A 21,238-nucleotide genomic window follows, 5' to 3' on the forward strand; every position below is an offset into this window, starting at 1 on the left:
CGGCTATGGTGCCTGCGTGCTTACCGCAGCCATAGTTGTCATGATCCTTATTCTCGTTGCGTCCGTAGTACATATCGCCAGCCGTCCACCGCGCGACATGGTGGAATCCCGTCGCGGGCGTGATGTCGGCACCGGCGCGGAACGAGAACGGGAAAGTCACTACTGACAGTCCATCATCCGCCATCAACGGTGGTACTCACCCCGGTTCACTCGACCGGGGTGAGTACCACCACCGCGATCGGCCGCCGGGTGCGCTCCTGATATTCGCTGTAGCGGCCCTGATTCACTCGATCCACCAGCTCCCAGCGCCGCGCATACTCCGGATCGCCCGGCAGCGTCGGACGCGCCGTCACCCGGATACTGCTCCGCCCGATCTGGATCTCGCAGTCCGGCTTCGCCTTCAGATTCGCCAGCCATCCCGGCGGGCGCGGCGAACCACCATTCGACGCCGTCACCAGATAGTCGCGCCCATCACGCGCATAGGTGAGCGCCGAGGTCCGCGGCTGCCCCGTCTTTCGGCCCACCGTCCGCAACAGCAATGTCGGATTCCCGAACAGCAGCCGATGACCCACCCATCCGCCACTGTGCTCATAGATCCACTGGTGCGCCTGCAACACTTTCGTGAAAACCCCGGCCATACCAACCCCTCAGCAGTTCCCGGCAACGCCCCACCCTAACCACGCCCCCGCCCGATTGGCCCCCGCCGCGCCCGACCCGGTACCATTCCCCACACCTGCGGACCACCGCATCCGGGGGCGGTAGCTCAGTCGGTTAGAGCCGTGGACTCATAATCCATTGGTCGCGGGTTCGAGCCCCGCCCGCCCCACAAACAGGTTTCTACCAGCGGAAACAGCATCAGTATCAGCTGAGTTGGTTCAGATCCGGAACTTGGCAATGGTGATTGGTCCGCGGCGTCCGGGGTCGCCACCGACTGCTGACCATAGTCGCCGTCGGTCGTTCGGTCCTGGCATCTGCCGGTGGACCGCCCTACTGCAAAGCGTCGTTCAAGTAGCTGTGCAGGGCCCGTTTGAGTTCGGTGATCAGCTCGGGGTGTTCGGGTTCGGGGGAGGTGGCTATGGCGGGGAGGACGCCGCGGACTATCTGGAGGGCTACGAGGGTGTAGCGGCGGATGTCGGCTTCGGGTTTGTGGGGGGCGCGGGCGGTGAGGACCTCGTGGACGCGGGTGGACAGGCTGTCCTGGAGGGGGGCCATGGCCTCGTGGAGTTCGGGTGGGTTGTCCGGGCGCATGAAGAGGGCGAGGACGCCGGGGTGCTCGGCGGTGAAGCGGACCATTCGGTCGACGGAGCGGTCCAGGAACGCCTTCAGATCATGTTCTGGTTGGCCCTCGGCGCCGACGGCGTCGGCGCGGGCGCGGTCGAGCTGGGAGACGTAGTGTTGCAACAGCGTGCACGCGATTTCTTCCTTGTTACGGAAGAACTGGTACAGCGAACCGGGTGAGATCTCGGCGCGTTGCGCGATGAGATTGGTGGTCGCGCGATCGAATCCGACCTCGGCGAAAACGGCCTCGGCGGTGGACAGGATCTGCTCGCGTCGCCGCAGGCCACGGGCTTGTCGCCGCACATGCGCCCGCTCGCTGGTTGTCGACCCGGCTGGCGGCACCTGCCCTCCTTTCTGACGGCTGGACAAGGGGTCCGCACGCTCGTAAGCTGCATAAGGCGAGTAAATGCTCGTCAAAGAGAGCGTACCAGGGGGTGCGGGACCGATCTGAAGATCGACGCCATTTCGTTTCGCACGGAAGCCGCCTTCTCGACGCGAACGAATGGCGGCGGGTGCCGGGTTCATTGCCTCACGGGTCGCGGCAATGATTGAAAACTATTGGCGCCCAGCAATAGTGTTGAGTCGCTGCGGCATATGACGACGCCCGTTCGGGTGGTCGGCGTATGCCGCGGCAAATTCGTGACAGGGCAACGAAGCGCGTGTCAACCGGCGGTTGCCTGCGTTATGTCGCCGCCTGTCACCGAGGGGGTTTGATGGAAGCGGAACGATCGATCGATTCGGTACCTTCCCTACTCGATCGCTGCCATCGTCCCAAGGCCGCCGTCCCCGCGATGGAATCGACCCCACCGATTCTACGCATTCTCATGGTAGGGGAGCATTCGCTGACGCGGGAGATTTTGCGCGAATCATTGGAAGCCGAAGACGATTTCACCGTCGTGGCCGATGTCGCCTGTGACGAGGCGGTCGAACGCATCACGGCGCTGCGTCCGGACGTGGTGTTGCTCGATATCGACGGTATGCGGAATTCGCCGGTCGAACTCACCCAACTGCTGGTCGGCGCGTGGCCCGATGCCGCGCTGGCGGTTCTCAGTCCGATCGATGTGGGCGATGCGCTGCACGACATGCTCATGGCGGGCGTGCGGTGCTTCCTGCACAAGGGTGTGTCGAGAAGTGAACTGGGCAGCGCGATCCGGGCGTCGAGGACGGAGGGGACGCGGGTCACGCTGAGTGTGCCGCGAGAATTTCTCACCAATGGGGAGCCACCGGACTCGGGTGGGGGCCTGTCGGATCGGGAAGCGCAGGTTCTCGAGCTGGTCGCCCAGGCGATGACCAATCGACAGATCGCGAACGTGCTGTCGATCACCGAAGGAACGGTCAAGCGGCATCTGCGCAGTATCTTCGTCAAACTCGGTGCGGTATCGCGGATCGACGCGGTCAACCGCTATCGCGCGAATTCGGAACGCGGCGGAGCGGTCGGATAGCGGCGCCGCAACGGCGCGCTGAGACCCGGGCCGACCACGTCCGCCGTCGCCTCGCTCGAAATGGGCGAGCACGTCGGACAGCGCGACTATCCCCGATACGCGCGTGCACTGCGCGATGCGGCCGAATGTCGACGTCCGACGACATGCGTACCGCTCGCGGAGGCGGCGGGCAGGATGTCGAGGTAATGGTTGGGCGGGACACTAGGTGTCGGTGGCCACCAGGTCGGCGGTGATGGTCTGCACCGTGGCCTCGAGTTCGGCGCCCGCGGTCAACGCGTCGGTGAACAGCACCGCATGCCATCCGGCGGCGCGGGCGCCCGCGCAGTTCTGCGGTAGATCATCGATGAGCACGCATCGCGCGGGCTCGACACCCGCCCGCGCCGCGGCCAGATCGAAGATCTCCCTGTCCGGTTTGCGGCAGCCGATCTGGGCGGAGTTCAGCACGGCGGCGAAGAGCGCCTCGGGGTCGACCATGCGGCGCCAGTACGGTTCCCATGCGGGTGGCATATTCGACAGCATCCCGACGAAGAAGCCCGCCTCGCGGTAGGTGAGCAGCGTATCGGCCCATTCGCTGTTGGCGGCACGGCCGTCGAACCACGATTCGGCCAGGCTCGGGATGCGGATGCGCACGCCCCGGCGGTCCAGCGCGGCGGATACCAGCGCCAGCCAGTCGTCCTCGGAGATGAGGGGCGTGTCCAGCGGCAGCATCATGTCGTCGGTGCCGAAGGACGCCGTCACCTCGGCCAACGCGGCGCGCAAGGTCGGCGGGTCGATGTTCGTCCGGCGGCAGAAGGCCGCGAACGTGTGCTCGACCGGAGGTGTCAGTACACCGCCGAAATCGGACCAGATCGCGATCCGATCATTTCCACTTGTGATTCTCACGTGAACACCCCGTTCGACGGCCGGATTCGCTGCGACGTTGGTCAGGTTATCGACCGGAAAACAGGCGCCACCAGATTCCCGAAGGTGATACATCCTCCGGTTCGGGTGGAATATATGGCGAAATGCCCACACCGAACGGACTCCTCGAGGAAAATGTTCTCGGAGCATTTCCGTCGCCCGGGACCTGCTGATCGGCGTGCACCCAACCACATGGTGGCGCAAGTGATCTCGAGTGATACATCCATCGGGCGATATGTGTATCTCCTTCGGAGCCCCGCGACTGACCTGTACCCGATGCCGCGCCGCCGTTAATGTGGTGATCGTTGGGGGAAGGGCGCAATGCAGCGCCGTATGTCACACGGTCGAATTTCGGTCGATCGATCTGCGAAATCCGAGAACGAGGAGTTTTCATGCTGCTCACGCCGCGCACGCAAACCCTGGGGGAGTCGATTTCCCATCGCGCCGCCGACAGTGCGGACAGGACTGCTTTCACATTCCTGCCGGACGGCGAGAACGAATCGCATTCATGGACGTTCGCGGAGCTGGAACGTCGGGCTCGCGCCCTGGCGGAGCGGCTGGCGGCGAGCGTCGCGCCCGGTGAGCGGGCATTGATCCTCGCCCCGGACGCCCCGGATTTCGTGCTCGCGTTCTTCGCCTGCCAGTTCGCGGGAGTTGTTGCGGTGCCGGTGTATCCGCCGTTTCCGCTCTCGTCGGACCGGCGGATCGCGACGCTGCGCACCATCGCGCGCGACAGCGGCGCCCGGATCGTCCTGACCGGCGCGCCGGAGCAGATCCGCGATCTGCTGGTGCCTCTCGCGCCGGAGCTTTCGGCACTCACCTGGATCGGTGTCGACGCTGGGGACGACACCGATTTCGAGCCGGTGGCGGTGCGCGGTGCGGACATCTCGTTCTTGCAGTACACCTCCGGGTCGACCTCCGCGCCGAAAGGGGTGGTCGTCACCCATGAGGCGCTGATGTACAACCAGGAACTCATCAGTCGTGCCATGGGGTACCACCGGGACGCGCGAGTGGTCGGCTGGCTTCCGCTGTTCCACGATATGGGCCTGATGGGCACGGTCGTGCCCGCCGTCTACACCGGATGCAGCACCGTGCTGATGCCGCCGCTGCAATTCGTCCAGCGGCCGGTGCGCTGGTTGCGCGCGGTGACCGAGTATTCGGCGACGATCACCGGCGGACCGAACTTCGCCTATGAGCTGTGCTGCCGCCGCATTCGTGAATCCGAGCGCGAGGACATCGATCTCAGCTCGCTCGAGGTCGCCTTCAATGGCGCGGAACCGATCCGGGAGGCGACGCTCGCACAGTTCGCTGCGGCGTTCGAGCCGCACGGTTTCGATGCCCGCAGCTTCTACCCGTGCTACGGACTCGCGGAGTCGACCTTGTTCACCACGGGTGCCGTGCGCGGGGCGGGGGCGGTGCGCGTGGAGGTCGATCGTGCGGAGCTGCACGCCGGGCGGTTCGCGCCGGGCAGCGGGCAGGTGATGGTCAGCTCGGGGCGGCCGGAACTGGATCGCAGGCTGGCGATCGTCGACCCGGACACCGGTGTCGCGCTGCCGGATGGCACGGTGGGCGAGATCTGGATCGGCGGCCCCGATGTGGCCGCCGGGTACTGGGAGAAACCGGCGGCGACCGCCGAGACCTTCTCGGCCTCGACCACCGAACCGGCCGACGGGCCGTATCTGCGCAGCGGCGATCTCGGCGTGCTGCACGACGGTGAACTCTATGTCGTCGGCAGGCGCAAGGACCTGATCATCCTGGGCGGCCGCAACTACTATCCGCAGGACATCGAGGCTGCGGTGGAGGCCGCGAGTACTTCGATCCGGCGCGGCTGCACCGCGGCATTCGCCGGTGAGGCCGGGGGAGCCGAGGCGCTGATCGTGGTCGCCGAGGTCAAGACCGATGCGGATGGCCTCGACCTCGCCGAGGTGACGGCGGCCGTGCGGTCGGCTGTCACGGTCGAATTCTCGGTCACCCCGCACGACATCGTCCTGGTGGCGCCGGCGACCCTGCCGAAGACCTCCAGCGGCAAATTACAGCGGCATGCCTGCCGGGAGGCCTACGCGGCGGGGACACTCGAAGCGGCGGTTCCGGCGCTGCTGAGCGAGGGCGCGCGATGAGCGCCGACGCCGCCCGCGTGCAGCAGTGGCTGACCGCGCGGATCGCCGAACTCGTCCGGGTCGATCCGGCCACGCTGACGCCGGACGCGCCGTTCGTCGCCTTCGGGATGTCGTCGTTGCAGGCCGTGGAGCTGTCCGATGATCTTCAACGCTGGACCGGACTGACCCTGTCGCCGACCTTCGCCTACGACCATCCGACGATCGCGGAAGCGGTCTCGGCGATCGTCGCGGCGAGCGGGAATGCGGCGGTGGACCAGCCGGAGTCGGCGCCTGTCCCGGAAATCGTCGACAACGATGCGATCGCGATCGTCGGGATCGGCTGCCGCTTCCCCGGCGGCGGAGACGGCCCGCAGCAGCTGTGGCGGGTATTCCGCGACGGTATCGACGCCGTCACCGAGGTACCGGCGGATCGCTGGGACACGACGGCGCTCACCGACGAGAACCCGCGCTGGGGCGGATTCCTTGCCGACGTCGAGGGTTTCGACGCGGAGTTCTTCGGCATCGCGGCGCGGGAGGCGGCGCGGATGGATCCGCAGCAGCGGATCGTGCTCGAGGTCGCGTGGAACGCGCTCGAGGACGCCGGGCTCGGGCCGCGACGGCTGGCGGGCACACGGACCGGCGTCTTCATCGGCGCCTCCACCTACGACCACGGCGCCGCGGTGCTGGCGCCGGGCACCGAGACCGCGTCGTCGGACGGCACCGGCTCCGCGCTCAGCGTGATCGCCAACCGGCTGTCCTACTGCCTGGATCTGGGTGGTCCGAGCATGACCGTGGATACGGCCTGCTCATCGTCGCTGGTGGCGGTGCACCTGGCCTGCCGATCGCTGCGGTCGGGTGAATCCGATCTGGCCATGGCCGGTGGCGTCAATATCGTCGCCAGTCCGCGCATCGCGCAGAGCTTCGGCAAGGGCAGCCTGATGGCGCCGGACGGTCGGTGCAAGCCGTTCGATGAGCGGGCCGATGGCTATGTGCGCAGCGAGGGTGCGGGCGTGGTGGTCCTGAAGACCCTCGCCCGCGCCCGCCGTGATGGTGACCGGGTGTACGCGGTCATCCGCGGCAGCGCCGTCAACCAGGACGGCCGTACCAACGGGTTGATCGCACCGAGCCGCCCGGCGCAGGAGCGGGTGCTGCGCTCGGCCTACCGCGACGCGGGCGTCGACCCGGCCCTGGTGACGTATGTCGAGGCGCATGGCACCGGTACCGCGGTCGGCGATCCGATCGAGGTCGGTGCGCTGGCCACGGTGCTGGCCGCGGATCGTCCGGACGATCGGCCGTTGCGGATCGGTTCGGCCAAATCCAACCTCGGCCATACCGAAGCCGCGGCGGGTATCGCAGGCCTGATCAAAACTGCTCTGGCGCTGCATAATCGGACGCTGCCCCGCACACTGCACTTCCAGACTCCGAATCCGCGGTTGGAACTGCATCGGGTCGCGGTGCGGGTACAGGAGGCCGCGGAGCCGCTTGCCAGTGATGAGACGGCCTTCGCCGGTGTCAGCTCGTTCGGATTCGGTGGGACCAATGCGCACGTCGTCCTCGCCACTGCTCCGGCCGATGCCGAACCCGCGACGGAGCCGGTGACCGGTCCGGCCGCCGAGACGGTGCTCTTCCCGCTATCGGCCAGATCCGAACGTGGTCTGCGGCGGCGCGCACGGGCCTTGGCGCGCCTGGCCGCCGATAACGTCGACGACCCGAGTTGGCCCGCCCGTGCCGCGGCGGCTGCCGCCCTGCGCGGCGATCACGATCTGCACCGCGCCTGTGTGGTGGCGGGTGACATCGATGAACTGATCGACGGCCTCACCGCGATCGCGGACGGTGAACGCACTCCCGGCGTCTGCGGACCCGCGACGGCGGCGTCTCGAATCGGTCGGATCGGCCTGGTCTTCCCCGGTCAGGGGTCGCAATGGGCGGGGATGGGCAAACGGCTCGCCGCCGCGGTGCCCGCCTTCGACGCGGCCATCCGGCGCTGTGACGCCGAAATCGCGCCCCTGCTCGGTGAATCGCTGTGGTCGGCCGAGCACGGGATCGTCGCCAACGGCACCGCGCAGGTGCAGCCCGCGCTGTTCGCCATGCAGGTGGCGCTGGCGCAGATGTGGCGTGAGTTCGGAATCGAGCCATCGGCGGTCTGCGGGCACAGCATGGGGGAGATCGCGGCCGCCCAGGTCAGCGGTGCCCTCTCGCTCGCGGACGCCGCGCTGCTCGCCAGCACCCGCAGCCGGTTGCTGACCGAGATATCCGGTGCGGGCGGGCTGGCCCTGGTCGAACTGGACGAACAGCAGGTCCACGCGCTGCTCGACGGATACCGGGGCGAGGTCTCGTTGGCCGCGGTCAACGGCCCACGGGCCCTGGTGCTCTCCGGCCCGCCGGACGCCCTCGACACGATCGTGCGCGACGTCGAAGCCGAGGGTGGGTTCGCGCGGCGCATCTCGGTCGAGTTCGCCGCGCACAGCCCGGCGGTGGAACCGTTGCAGCCCCGATTGCGTGCAGGTCTTGCGGGACTGACACCGCGGGTGCCGGAGGTACCGATGTACTCCACGGTCACCGGCGCGGTGATCGAGGGCGCGGGCACCGATGCGCAGTACTGGTCGCGTAATCTGCGCGAGACGGTCCGTTTCGCCGACGCACTGACCCGACTGCGCGCCGACGGCCACGACATCCTCGTCGAGATCGCACCGCATCCGGTGCTCGAGCGGTCGATTGCCGAACTGGCCGGTCCGGACGCGGTGGTCATCGCCTCCAGCCGCCGGGACGAGGACGAACTCCGGGCGGTGCTGTCCGCGCTCGGACAGCTCTATGTGCACGGCGCCGCCGTGGACTGGACGGCACTGTATTCGGCGGCGCCCGCGCTGCCGATCCCTTCGCAGGGCTGGAATCACCAACGGTTTCCGCTGGTGCGCCCGGCGGCCGGCGGTGACGCGGCGGCTGTCGCGGGCAGGTTGCTCGGGGCTCGGATCCCGGTCGTCACTCAGCCCGGTCTCGCCTTGTGGCCGTTGCCGATCGATGCTGTGCGCACACCCGAGATCGCCGACCACGTCGTGGACGGTGTGCCCGTGGTCCCCGGCGCCTACTGGCTGGCCGCCGTCACCGCGGCCGCCGCGGAAGTAGGCGCGGACGGATATTCGACCACGGTCGTGAGCAATGTCCGGTTCGAGGCGCCCTATGTCGCCACGGCCTACGATCCCGCGCCACTGCAACTCGCCATGGAGCGCGTGGCGACCGGCTATGAGTTCAGCATCGCCTCCCGCGCGGGCAACGCCGTGGTCGTGCACGCCAGGGGTGGGCTCGGACTCGCCGGTGAGGCGTTGGGGGCGCAGATCAGCACGGGTGTCGAGGAACTGAGGCGCCGCTGCGATATCGAGGTGCCGCTCGACGAGTTCTACGAACGATTCGAGCGAATGGGATTGCGCTATGGCCCGCTGTTCCGCGCCGTTACCCGACTGGCGCGCGGCTCAGGGCAGGCGATCGGCCGATTCGAACTGCCCGAAGGACTGCCGCAGCGGTCGGCTGGGCTGCACCCCGCGTTGCTCGACGCCTGCCTGCACACCATCGCCGCGGCCGCCGATGCCGAACTGCCACCCGGTGTGCTCCCGCTGCCCTCGGGCGCGGGCCGGGTGCACGCGGCGAACCTCGCCACACCGCCATCGCGCGTGTGGTGCCATGCGCGGTTGATCGAGAACGACGAGCACGGCCTGACCGCGGACCTGGTGATCCTCACCGATGACGACACGGTCGTATGGTCGGCGCAGGAATTCCGGGTGACCAAGACCGCCGCGCGTGCGGTCGACACCGGTCGCGTCTACCGGGTCGGGCTGCACGAGCACGATCCGGGCTCGCCCGACGGCGCCACCGGAGCGTGGTTGATCCTCGGCGCCGATACCGCGATATCGACGGCACTCGCCGACCGTCTCGCGGCGGCGGGCGACCACTGTGTCGTCGGATCACCCAGTGGGACCGACGATTACGAATCGCTGGTCGCGGAGTTGGACAGTGGTGCGGCCGGTCCGATCGGGATCATCGACGCACGCGCGTTCGGCCCGGTCGGCGCTGATCCGGCCACCGCTGCGGAGCACGCACTCGGCACGGTCGAGCTGCTGCGGTTCGTCGCCGCCCGCACCTGGCGGGGCGCTCCGCCACGATTGTGGGTGCTGACCGCGAATACTCAGCACGCGGCAGACGAGAACACGGTGGCCGCCGCCGCGCTGCACGGTCTGGCCCGGGTCATCGCCGCCGAACATCGTGAACTGCGTTGCAGCACGGTCGATCTACCCGCGGAGCCGAACGCCGCGCAGCTCGCCCACCTGGTGAGCGCACTGCGCGACGGCCGGACGCCGCAGCAACTCGTCGTGCACGGTGGGACGGCGACGCCACGGCTGCGGCCCGCACCACGCACCCGAACCCGGTTCACGGTCACCGGGGACCACATCTGTGTGATCACCGGTGGACTCGGCGCACTCGGCCTGCGGGTCGCGGAGTGGGCGAGCGGGCGCGGGGCCAGAAATCTGCTGCTGTTGGGCCGCGGCGCACCGGACCAGGACGCTGTGGAGCGCATCGAGGAACTGCGGGCGCGTGGGGTCCGGGTCGCCGTGGCCGCGGTCGACGTCGCCGACGCCGACGCACTCGCGACGATCCTGACGCGGCACCGGCCGATCGGAGCGGTCTTCCACCTCGCCGGTGTGCTCGAGGACGGTGTGGTCGACCAGATCGATGCGAGCCGAATGCATCGTGCGCTGGCGGGTAAGGCGGGTGGTGCGTGGAATCTGCACCGCGCGACGCTCGACGACCCGATCGAACATTTCGTCCTGTTCTCCTCGCTGGCCGGGTTGTTCGGCTCGCCCGGCCAAGGCGCCTACGCCGCCGCCAACACCTACCTCGATGCGTTGGCCGGGGCCAGGGCCGCGAACGGCCTACCGGCCAAGAGCATCGCGTTCGGGCCGTGGGCCCAGATCGGCTTGGCGTCGGCCGCCGGAAGCGCGGACCGGCTCGCGGGCTCCGGTGTGCCGCCGCTGGACCCCGATATCGCGATGGAGCTGCTCGAGGCCGCGCTCTCGGATCCCGAGCCGCTGCTCGCGGTCGCGGCCTTCGACCCGGCACGGTTCACCCGCTCGGGGCTGCCACCCGCGGCCGCGGAACTGCTGAGCGAACTGCTGCCCGACGCCCCGGCCGAGCCGGTCGATACCTCGGTGGCCGATGCGCTGGCCGAAGCCGAGGATCCGGTCGTCCGCGCGGGCATCCTGCGCACCTTCGTCCTCGGTCAGGTGGCGGCCATCCTCGGCACCTCCAGGCCGGTCGACCCGGACCTGCCGTTCCAGGAACTCGGTTTCGATTCGCTGATGGCGGTCGAACTGCGCAACCGGCTCGAATCCGCCTTGGGCAGGCGACTGTCCGCCGGTCTGGTCTATGCCCATCCGACCGCGGCGCGGCTCGCCGATGGCCTGCTCGATGACGCCACCGCCGCCACCGGCCCGGCGCAACCGGCGGTCGCCGACGACCTGGACGACGAGCTGTCCGACCTCACCGACGACGAGCTGGCACAGCTGCTGGCAGCCGAACTCGACACCTGATCACCGAAGGGACAACCGGATGACAACGAGTGAGTCCGGCGGCAGGCGCGCAACGCTCGAACGGGCGCTACGCGAAATCCGCAGCCTGCGCGCCGAAGCCGCGGCACTACACGAACCCATCGCCATCCTCGGCGCCGGAGTACGGATGCCGGGTGGCATCGACGATCCGGCAGCGCTGTGGACCGCGCTGCGTGCAGGTTTCGATGCCGTCACCCCGATGTCGGAAGCCACCGACGGTAGACGTGGCCCTGGACCCTATGGCGGACCGGCGATCCGGTACGGCGGGCTGCTGACCGAGATCGATGGTTTCGACGCGGACTTCTTCGGCATCTCACCGGATGAAGCCGCACGGATGGACCCGCAGCAACGCCTGGTGCTCGAGGTCGCCCACGAGGCGATCGAGGATGCGGGCATCCCGCTGGAAACGTTGCGCGACACCACGACCGGCGTGTTCGTCGGCGTCTATGGCAGTGACTACCTGATGATGCAGCTGGGTGATCCGGCGGGCATCGACACCTACACGGCCCCCGGCGGCGCGCACAGCATCGTGGCGAATCGCCTGTCCTATCTGCTCGACCTCGACGGGCCGAGCATGGCGGTCGACACGGCGTGCTCCTCGTCGTTGACCGCGGTCCATCTGGCGGTGCGGGCGCTGCGGGCCGGTGACTGCGATGTGGCATTGGTCGGTGGCGTGAACGTCATCGTGTCGCCGGTGTCCACCGATGTCACCGCGAAGGTGCTGCCGCTGGCATCCGAGGGCCGGTGCCGGACCTTCGACGCGAGTGCGGACGGTATCGTCCGCGCCGAAGGCTGCGCGATGGTGGTGCTCACCCGCGAATCGCTGGCGACAGCACAGGGTCACCCGCCGCGAGCGGTGATCCGTGGGACCGCGGCCAACCATGACGGCCGCACCAACGGCCTGACCGCGCCGAATCCGCGCACCCAGGCCGATCTGCTGCGACGTGCGCTGCGCGATGCGGAGGTCGATCCGTCCGAGGTCGTCTACCTCGAGGCGCACGGCACCGGGACACCGCTGGGCGACCCCATCGAATTCGATGCCATCCGCGAGGTCTACGGGGCGGGTACCGTGCCGTGCGCGGTCGGTGCGGTGAAGACGAACTTCGGGCATCAGGAAGCGGCGGCCGGGATCACCGGCCTGATCAAGGCGATGCTCGTGCTCGAGCACGGCGAGGTACCGCCCAATCTGCATCTGCGGCAGCCGAATCCGGAGATCACCCTGGACGGTACGCGGCTGGGGCTGCCGACCGAGGTTCAAGCCCTGCCCGAGACGGGCCGTCTGGCGGCGGTCAGCTCGTTCGGCTTCGGCGGTGCGAATGTCCACGCGGTGCTGGAGGCTCGCCCGGCCGCAGAGAAAGCGACGGTGACCGGATCGGATCGGCGCGATCGCGGGTTCATCCTGCCCATCTCGGCGCGCAGTGGGGAGTCGGCGCGCAGGCTGGCACAGGAGTACGCCGAACTGCTCGACGGTGCGGACAAGGCGACCGCGGCCGAGATCTGCGCCGCGGCGGCGACCCGGCGCACCCATCATCCGTACCGGACCTGCCCGACCGGCGCCACGGTGGCCGAACTGGTGGCCGCGGCGGCCGCGCCGTTCGTGCGTCCACCGCGCCGGACCGGTGCGCCCGCGGGTCTGGCGTTCGTGTTCAGCGGTCAGGGGTCGCAATGGCACGGCATGGGCGAGCGGCTGTACGCCGACCCCGTCGCCCGTGCAGATCTGCTCCTCAGTGAGGAGATCGTGGCGCGGCTGGCCGGATGGTCGCTGCGCGCCGAACTGAGCGCGCCGGAGCGGGAGAGCAGGCTCGACCGCACCGACATTGCCCAGATCTGCATCGCCGCTACCGAATTCGCTCTCGTCGCGATGTTGCGCTCGAGCGGTATCGTGCCCTCGGCGGTCATCGGTCACAGCATGGGCGAGATCGTGGCCGCTGCGGTGAGTGGAATGCTCACTCGTGAGCAGGCCTTCCAGATTCTGGTGCGCCGCGCCGTGCTCACCGAACAGGGTGCGCGCGGTGGCGCCATGATCAGCATCGCGGCCGCGGAAGCCGAGGTCGACGATCTGCTCGGTGGGCGAGTGGGCGTCACGGTGGCCGCCGTCAACGGTCCGCGCTCGACCGTCGTCTCCGGCCCCGCGGAGGCGATCGACGAGGTGGCCGATGCCGTAGAACGGCGCGGCTGGACCGTCAAGCGGCTGCCCGTGGACTACGCCTTCCACAGCACCATGCTGCGCCCGTTCGCCGACGAACTCACCCGGCAAACCGATTCGATCGAGCCGGTCGACTCGGTGGTGCCGCTGTATTCGACGGTCACCGGACGCCGAGCGGCGGCACACGACCTCACCGGCGATCACTGGGCCCGCAATCTCACCGACGCGGTGCGCTTCGCGCCCGCCGTCGCCGCGGCGCACGCAGCCGGGATCACCACCTTCCTCGAGGTCGGACCGCACGCGGTACTCGTCCGCGATATCACCGCGACCGTCGAGCACGCCGGTGGCAGCGCGACGGTCGTCGCGAGCATGCGCCGCGATCATCCGGTGGGGGAGACCATGCGCCGCGGCCTGGCCGATCTCTACTCCGCGGGACATACCGTCGACTGGGAGCAGGTGACCGGCGTCGTTGCCGGCCGAGTGGATCTGCCGCTGTACCAATGGGATCGCACCAGGTACTGGTTGCCGGAGCGGGTCACCGCCGGTGGGCGGATGACCCCGGTGACGGGATCGACGCTCGAGTTCGGTCGGGAGCTATCGGATGACCCGGTGGAGCCGGGCCTGGGATCGGACGTCGATCCGACCGAACGTATCGATGCCCTCACGAGGTTCATCCGGGAACGGTTCGCCCAGGCCCTACGGCGGCCGATCGCGGAGGTCGAGGAGACGACGGTGATCCGCGACTTCGGGTTGGACTCACTGGTCATCGTCGAGGTCAAGAACCAGGTCGAGGCGATGACCGGCACCGCGGTGCGGCTACAGGATCTGCTCGATGTGGTCGATCACGGCACCGTCCGCGATCTGGCCTCGGTCATCGTCGCGGCGGAATCGCCCGCCACGGCGGGCCAGGGAGTGGGGCCGTCGTGACGAAACCCGTCGCATCGGGCGGTGTACTGGCACCCGCACTGGACTGCCCACGGCCCCAACCGGATTCCGCCATGCGTCTGGTGTGCTTCCCGCATTCCGGTGCGGGACCGGAGCTGTACCGATCCTGGGCCGACGCGCTCGGCCCCGAGATCGAGGTGCACACGATCACCCTGCCCGGTCGTGGCAGGCGCTGGCGAGAGCCGTTCACCGTGGCATGGGAACCGCTGCTCGACGAATTCGCCGAGGCGATCGGCGATCGGGTCCGGCCGCCGTTCTCGCTGTTCGGGCACAGTCTCGGGGCGCTGTTCGCCTACGAGATCGCCCACCGGCTGACCTCCGCCGAGCACCTGTTCGTCTCGGCAAGGGCGAGCCCGGCCCGCACGCCGCGGATCGCCATCCCCGCCGACGACGCGGAACTGCTCGAGCTGGTCGACCAGCTGTACGACGGTGTGCCCGGCCAGATCAAGGACAACCCGGAGCTGGCCAGGCACTTCATGCCCGCGCTGCGGGCCGATATGGAATTGGGCGCTCACTACACCCACCGGCCCGATCGCATCGTGCGGACCCCGATCACCGCGCTCGGCGGCCTCGATGACGCCACCGTCGACGCCACCGATCTCGCCGCCTGGCGTCCCTACACCACCGCCGCGTTCACCTGGCGGCAGTTCCCCGGCGGCCACTTCTACCCACGGCAATCCGAAACCGCTGTGCTGCGAGTGATTCGCCGCCGCCTCGTGCCCCGAACCACAGGGAGAATCCGATGACCCAGTCGACCAGACCCGCCCCACCGGCCCTCACCTTCGACCAGACCGTGCCGCGGGCGCTCGCGCATCGGCGGGCGCTCGGTGAGGTGTTCGTCGCCGATTCGGTGGCCGAGGACGAATCCACCTTCCGGGTCGCGGTCCAGATACCGCGGGCGCACAGCCTCTGGTACGACCGCAGGACCACCCACCACGATCCGTTCGCCATGGCGGAGGCGGCGCGGCAGGGCTCGTTCGTCGTACTGCACCGCCACGTCGGCGTTCCCCTGGCGTTGCCGTTCAGCATGCAACGCTACGAGTTCGCCGTCACCGCACTCGACGCGTTCCACGACGACGAGCGAGCGCCCATGCAGGGGATCATCCACTACCGCATCGTCTCGCGCCAGGATCGCGGCCCGGATTTCGCGAATATGACCCTGGCCGGTGAGCTGCTCGTCGACGACGTCCCCGCGATGACCCTCGAGGCCGACGCGGTGTTCCTGTCCCGCACCGACTACGAGGCGCTGCGCAGCTATCAGCTGTCCAGGGTTCCGAACGGGCCGGCGCACGCGGCGGTGCCTCCGCTGCCGCCCGCGGCGGTGGGACGGCTCGACTCCCGCAATGTCGTCATCGGCGAACCGCAGGTCGTGGACGGGGACCCGCGCTATCCGCTGCTGCCCGACCCACGCCATCCGGCACTGTTCGATCACGACTACGACCATGTGCCCGGCCCGTTCCTCATCGAGGCGTTCCGGCAGGCGAGCATCGATTCCGCGGTGCGGGCGGGCCGGCTGGCTTCGCCGATCACCGCGGTGGGGGCCTGCTCGGCCCGGTTCATCAACTTCGCCGAATTCGGCGCACCGCTGGAATGCCGTGCGGTGCAGTCGGAATCGAAAGAGCCCGGTTGCGTCCGGGTCGAGGTCGAGCTGCGCCAGTTCGATCGCGTACTCGCCGACGGCGCCATCGAACTCATCCCGATGGACGGCCACCGGAGTTCGTTCCCCGACCGTACGGAGGTCTCGTCATGACCGAAACAGTCCTCGTGGTCGGCGCGGGGCCGACCGGCCTTGCGCTGGCAACCGAACTGCGCCGCAATGGCATCTCCTGCCGGATCATCGATCGCGCCGCGAGCCGACCGGCCAACCAGGCACGTGCGCTGACCATGTGGGACGGCGCCTTCGACGTCTTGCGACGGCAGGGCACCGCGGAGCGGATCCGCGCGCACGGCATCCCGATGACGGCCGCGCGGTACTTCTCGCGCGGCAAGTCCGTCGCCGATGTCGAGTTCGGGCCGGGCAGCGGCAACGAGGCCGCACCGGTGATCATCACCCAGCCCGCGGTCGAATCGGTGATGATCGACCACCTGGGTGGTCTCGGTGTGGCCGTCGAATGGCGGACCGCGCTGGCCTCGCTCGACGATCGCGGCGACGCCGTCGATGTGGTCCTCGACCACGACGGCCGCACCGAGGAACTGACGGTGTCCTGGGTGGTGGGCTGCGACGGCGCGCACAGCACGGTGCGCGAGGCGGCCGGAATCGCGTTCGAGGGCAGCACCTACGGTAGGCGGTTCGCCCTCGGCGACGGCGCCATCACCGCCCCGGTACCGCCCGGCGAAGCGCACTATCACCTGCATCCGGACGGCGTTCTGGTGGTCGTGCCGCTGCCCGATGGCCAGGTGCGCGTGTTCGCCGATGTCAGCACCACCGATTCGACCTCGGAGGCGCTCTCGGTGGCCGAACTCCAGGCCATCGCCGACGCCCGCGCTCCCTATCCGATCGAGATCGCCGAATTGGGTTGGAGCACGAAGTTTCTCGTACACATGGGACAGGCGGTGCGGTATCGCCGCGGTCGATGCCTGCTCGCCGGGGACGCCGCACATCTGCACAGTCCGGCGGGTGGGCAGGGGCTCAATACCGGGATCCAGGATGCCGCGAGCCTCGGCTGGCGACTGGCCACGGTCATCGCGGGTTGCACGGGCGCCGAGGCCTTGCTCGACAGCTACGAATCCGAGCGCTCGCCCATCGCCCGTGAGGTCGTGCAGGCGGCCGACCGGCAGACGAAACTGTGGACCGTGCGGTCACCGGTGGGCCGCTTCGCCCGCGATCTGGTGCTGTCGGGCCTGAGTCGCAGCGGGCTGCTGGAGAAGCGACTCGTACCCACGCTGGCGCAGCACGATCTGGACTATCGCAGCAGTCCGGTGGTGAGCGAGCACGGCGGGCGGCGGGCACTCGGACGGGCACTGCCCGAGGTGGCCCTGATCGAGGCGCACGACGAGGCAGTCGAACTGCGCGCACTGCTCGACGGGCCGGATCACGTCGTGGTGGTGCTGCTCGATTGCGACACCGTGGCCGGGGAATCGGCTCGGGTGCGCGATATCCCGCGGCGGATCGCCGAATACGGGGCGGGTCTGCGCATCGTCGCCATCGTCTCGGGCGGTCGGGTGGTCGAAGACCTCGGCGTCGTCGAAACATTCCGTGCGCCAGATGGTTACGCGCCGGAGCAGGAGTTGGTCGGGAGTCGGCTCGTCCTGATCCGGCCGGATGGGTACACCGTCGCGGCCGCGCGGGATCTGGACGTCACCGCGTTGCTGGCGAGGTGCCCGGCGCTGCCCTCGGCGGTTGCATCGGACCGGGTCGCAGGGTCCGCGGGCCATGAACCGCCGGTGCCCGGTGTTCGCCCCGAGTAGACAAGGCGAGTGATTGCTCGTATTCTCACAAATGCGAGTGATTGATCGTAAATATGTTCAATCAATGAGGGGAACTCCGTGATCGGCCATCTGACCACTCGATATCCGCGCGTCGTCGTCGCGAGCGCGATCGTCGCGTTCGTCGTCCTCGGTCTGCTGGCGGCCGGAGCGCTGAACGCGTTGACGCAGAGCCGATTCCAATCCGTCAGCGGGGAAGCGGTCGCCGCCGACCAGGTGCTCGCGCAGCGGTTCGGCACGAACACGCCCAATATCGCGGTGCTGGTCACCTCCGACACCGGCCGCCCGGTCGACGACCCCGCCGTCGCCGAGGCCGGGCGCACGCTCACCGAACTCGTCCGTAACGAACCCGGAATAGCCGACGCCTGGTCCTACTGGGACGTCGCGCCCTCGCCGACACTGGCCAGCCGTGACAAGGGCGAGGCCGTGATCCTGGCCTGGTCGCCGGGCGAGGCCGACCACGTCCGCGATGAGGTACTGCCCGAACTCGAGCGCCGCCTCGTCACCGCCGACGATGCGAACACGGCGGTGACCTTGACGTTGGCGGGCAGCGATCAGGCCTTCCGCGAGATCGCCGCACAGTCACGCAAGGACTTCCTGCGCGCCGAGCTGCTGATCCTGCCGCTGGTGTTCGTACTGCTGTGGTTCGTGCTCCGTCGTGTCTCGCTGTCCCTGATCACTCTCGGGATCGGGCTGTTCTCGGTGGTCGGCACCCTGGCCGTGCTGCGCGTGGTCGGTTCCTTCACCGACATATCGCCGTTCGCGGCGAATATCGCGCTGTGCATGGGCATCGCCCTCGGCGTGGACTACTGCCTGTTCCTGATCTACCGGTACCGGGAAGAACTGGAATCCGGGCGCGCGGTGCCCGATGCCGTGCGAGTGGCGCTGCGTTCGGCGGGGCACACCATCGTGTTCAGCGGGGTCACCGTCGGCGCCTCGCTCGCGGCGCTACTGGTGTTCGAGTTCCCGTTCCTGTCCTCGTTCGCCTATGCGGGCGTCGGCGTCGTCCTCACCGCGGTGATCGGCGCGGGCGTCATCCTGCCCGCCGCACTGGCTCTGCTCGGCACACGTGCCCTACCGAGCGGTCCGCGCCGAGACCCCGGTGCGGGCGCCGGTCTGTGGACGCGCGTGACCACCGGCGTAATGCGCAGACCCGTACTCGGCGGCGTCGCGGGCCTGATCGTGGTGCTGACCCTGGGCGCCCCGGCGCTGGGCGCGCAATTCGGCGCCCCCGACGATCGCGTACTACAACCCTCGGCGCCGGTCCGCACGGCCTACGACACCTTCCGCGCCGAGTTCGATACCGAGGACGCCGATGCGGTCGCCGTGGTCGCCCCGGCCGCCGACCCGGATTCGGTCGGCGAATACGCCGCGCGGCTGTCGGCGGTGCCCGGTGTGCTGCGGGTCGATTCGGCCGCTGGCAGCTACGTCGACGGCGCGAATGCCGGATTCGCGGTGGACCGAACGCGTTTCGTCGCCGACACCGGCACCGGAACCTGGTTGGCGGTGCTGCCGACCAACGACGAACTCGGCCGGGGGGTGAACCATCTCGCCGAGGAGGTCCGGGCCGTGCCTGCGCCGTTCGAGGTGCTCGTCGGCGGGGCGCCCGCCCGGATCCAGGACTACACCGACGGTGTGCTCGACCGGCTGCCGCTGGTCGCGGTGCTGATCGCACTGGTCACCTTCGTCATCCTGTTCGCCATGACCGGTTCGGTCCTCGCGCCGCTGAAGGCGACCGTGCTGAACCTGCTGTCGCTGTCGGTGATGTTCGGCGTGCTGGTGTGGGGCTTCCAGCAGGGGCACCTGGCAGGCGTTCTCGACTTCACGCCCACCGAGGCGATCGAACCGAGCATCCCGATCGTGATGTTCTGCATCGCCTACGGCCTGTCCATGGACTACGAGGTCTTCCTGCTCTCCCGGATCAAGGAGGACTACGACCGCACCGGCGACGCGCGAGAGTCCGTGGTGCGCGGAATCGCGCGCTCCTCGCCGCTGGTCACCACGGCGGCGCTGATCCTTGCGGTGTCGTTCCTCGCCTACGCGACCAGCGGTGTCGTCTTCCTGCAACAGCTCGGTATCGGTATGGCGCTGACGGTGCTGGTGGACGCGACGATCGTGCGCGGTGTGCTGGTCCCGGCACTCATGCGCCTGGCCGGGCCGTGGAACTGGTGGGCGCCACCGATATTGCGGCGGTTGCACACCCGGCTGGGTGCTGGCGCGCCGGTGGAATCCGAGGTGCGCGGCGACGAGATCCAGAAGGTGTCGGTCCGATGAGCATCCGTTCACGCCGCCGCGCCGCCGCCGGACATCCGGGTGATGAAGGAGTTCGTGTCATGCGTTCCGCGGTGCGTTTCGCCCGTCGGATCGGTCTTGCCCTCGTGATCCTCGCGGCCACTGCGGGTCCGGCGGTGGCCGCGCCACCCACCTCGCCCGCGGATGTCGTGGACGTTCCGGTCGAATTCCGCGTGGTGAACGTCAACGAGACTGCCGTGCCCTGCGCGGGCGACGGCAGGACCTACACCATCCGCGGGCATCTCACCGCACCACGGCATCAACTCGACGGCGACGGTGCGATCACGCTGTACCAGCACAGTTCCGCCAGCGGCGAATGGTATTGGCGGCTGCCGGTGCCCGGCTATCACCATGCCTACGAGATGGCGGCGCGCGGGCACGCGTCGCTGACCATCGACCGGCTCGGCTACGACAGCAGCGATGTTCCCGAGGGCGCGGCCGCCTGTATCGGTGCGCAGGCCACGATGGCGCATCAGATCGTGCAGGCGTTGCGTCGGGGCGAGTACCGGCTCACCACCGGTGATCCGGCTCCCGGTTTCGGCAAGGTCTTCCTCGCCGGCCACTCCAATGGTGGCCAGCTGGCCGAGACCGCGGCCTATACCTTCGGCGATGTCGATGCGATCGTCCTCATGGCCTGGTCGGATCGGGCGATCTCACCCGAGGTGCTCGCGCGGGTCGCGGTGGCGACCGGTCAATGCGCAACGGGTGGTCTCGCGCACGAATCGGGCAACGGCACAACGGGATATGTCTACTTCGACCGGGGGAGCGCGGCCTTCGCGGCGGACAACTTCGCCGACACCGATCCCGCGGTGCTCGCGGCGGCGGTACCGCTCCAGAATCAGTTGCCCTGCGGTGACCTGATCAGCCAATCCCCAGGACTGCTGCTCAATCTGGCCAGAGCGGGCGAGATCACCGTCCCGGTCCTCACCATCCACGGCGAATACGACCGCTGGTCCGCCGGTGGCGCGGATGCGCTGGCCGGTTTCGTCTCCGCGCCCGAGAAGCGGTCCATCGTCGTCGCGGGCGCCGGACATCTGCTCGGTCAATCCCGCTCTCCCGCCCGCATTTTCGATCCGCTGGCCGACTGGCTCGACAAGTACTCGACGAACTGATCCG

At 68.8% G+C, this 21,238-nt stretch carries 12 protein-coding genes and 1 tRNA gene; 10 read left to right on the plus strand and 3 right to left on the minus strand.

All coding sequences use genetic code 11. From position 1 onward, the window contains the following. Positions 1-206 precede the first annotated feature (206 nt). Positions 207-638 carry a nitroreductase family deazaflavin-dependent oxidoreductase gene (locus QH168_RS10280; protein ID WP_280234305.1) on the minus strand — a complete coding sequence of 144 codons (432 nt, stop codon included), beginning with the start codon at positions 636-638 and terminating at the stop codon, positions 207-209. 114 nt (positions 639-752) lie between these two features. Here QH168_RS10280 and QH168_RS10285 point away from each other — a divergent pair. Further along, positions 753-826 (plus strand) — tRNA-Ile (locus tag QH168_RS10285). Positions 827-987: 161 nt separating this feature from the next. Here QH168_RS10285 and QH168_RS10290 read toward each other — a convergent pair. Beyond that, positions 988-1,620, minus strand: a complete 633-nt coding sequence (locus QH168_RS10290) for a TetR/AcrR family transcriptional regulator (protein WP_280234306.1) — start codon at positions 1,618-1,620, stop codon at positions 988-990. 482 nt (positions 1,621-2,102) lie between these two features. Between QH168_RS10290 and QH168_RS10295 the strand changes: the two genes are divergently transcribed. After that, the gene (locus QH168_RS10295; protein ID WP_280234307.1) at positions 2,103-2,720 is read left to right on the plus strand and encodes a response regulator transcription factor; all 618 of its coding nucleotides are present in this window, start codon (positions 2,103-2,105) and stop codon (positions 2,718-2,720) included. 201 nt (positions 2,721-2,921) lie between these two features. Here QH168_RS10295 and QH168_RS10300 read toward each other — a convergent pair whose 3' ends face one another. Then, the gene (locus tag QH168_RS10300) at positions 2,922-3,602 is read right to left on the minus strand and encodes an HAD family hydrolase (protein ID WP_280234308.1); all 681 of its coding nucleotides are present in this window, start codon (positions 3,600-3,602) and stop codon (positions 2,922-2,924) included. A gap of 410 nt (positions 3,603-4,012) precedes the next feature. Here QH168_RS10300 and QH168_RS10305 point away from each other — a divergent pair, with 410 nt between their 5' ends. From QH168_RS10305 to QH168_RS10340, 8 genes are all read left to right on the plus strand, one after another. After that, positions 4,013-5,737 carry a fatty acyl-AMP ligase gene (locus QH168_RS10305; RefSeq protein ID WP_280234309.1) on the plus strand — a complete coding sequence of 575 codons (1,725 nt, stop codon included), beginning with the start codon at positions 4,013-4,015 and terminating at the stop codon, positions 5,735-5,737. Then, entirely contained in the window at positions 5,734-11,295 is a 5,562-nt protein-coding gene (locus tag QH168_RS10310) for a type I polyketide synthase (RefSeq protein ID WP_280234310.1), read from the plus strand. Before QH168_RS10305 ends, QH168_RS10310 begins: the two co-directional genes overlap by 4 nt. A gap of 19 nt (positions 11,296-11,314) precedes the next feature. After that, positions 11,315-14,386 (plus strand): type I polyketide synthase, encoded by a 3,072-nt coding sequence (locus QH168_RS10315; protein ID WP_280234311.1) that lies wholly within the window; start codon positions 11,315-11,317, stop codon positions 14,384-14,386. Further along, a complete protein-coding gene (locus QH168_RS10320; RefSeq protein ID WP_280234312.1) occupies positions 14,383-15,150 on the plus strand; it encodes a thioesterase II family protein in 768 nt (255 codons plus the stop codon). Before QH168_RS10315 ends, QH168_RS10320 begins: the two co-directional genes overlap by 4 nt. Further along, entirely contained in the window at positions 15,147-16,154 is a 1,008-nt protein-coding gene (locus tag QH168_RS10325; protein WP_280234313.1) for an AfsA-related hotdog domain-containing protein, read from the plus strand. Before QH168_RS10320 ends, QH168_RS10325 begins: the two co-directional genes overlap by 4 nt. Continuing rightward, the gene (locus tag QH168_RS10330; protein ID WP_280234314.1) at positions 16,151-17,812 is read left to right on the plus strand and encodes an FAD-dependent monooxygenase; all 1,662 of its coding nucleotides are present in this window, start codon (positions 16,151-16,153) and stop codon (positions 17,810-17,812) included. Before QH168_RS10325 ends, QH168_RS10330 begins: the two co-directional genes overlap by 4 nt. 78 nt (positions 17,813-17,890) lie before the next feature. Beyond that, positions 17,891-20,104: an MMPL family transporter gene (locus tag QH168_RS10335; protein ID WP_280234315.1), complete on the plus strand. Its 2,214-nt coding sequence runs from the start codon at positions 17,891-17,893 to the stop codon at positions 20,102-20,104. Then, positions 20,101-21,234, plus strand: a complete 1,134-nt coding sequence (locus QH168_RS10340; RefSeq protein WP_280234316.1) for an alpha/beta hydrolase — start codon at positions 20,101-20,103, stop codon at positions 21,232-21,234. Before QH168_RS10335 ends, QH168_RS10340 begins: the two co-directional genes overlap by 4 nt. Positions 21,235-21,238: the final 4 nt, after the last annotated feature.

The sequence above is a fragment of the Nocardia cyriacigeorgica genome, from assembly GCF_029868385.1.
Lineage (GTDB): Bacteria > Actinomycetota > Actinomycetes > Mycobacteriales > Mycobacteriaceae > Nocardia > Nocardia cyriacigeorgica_F.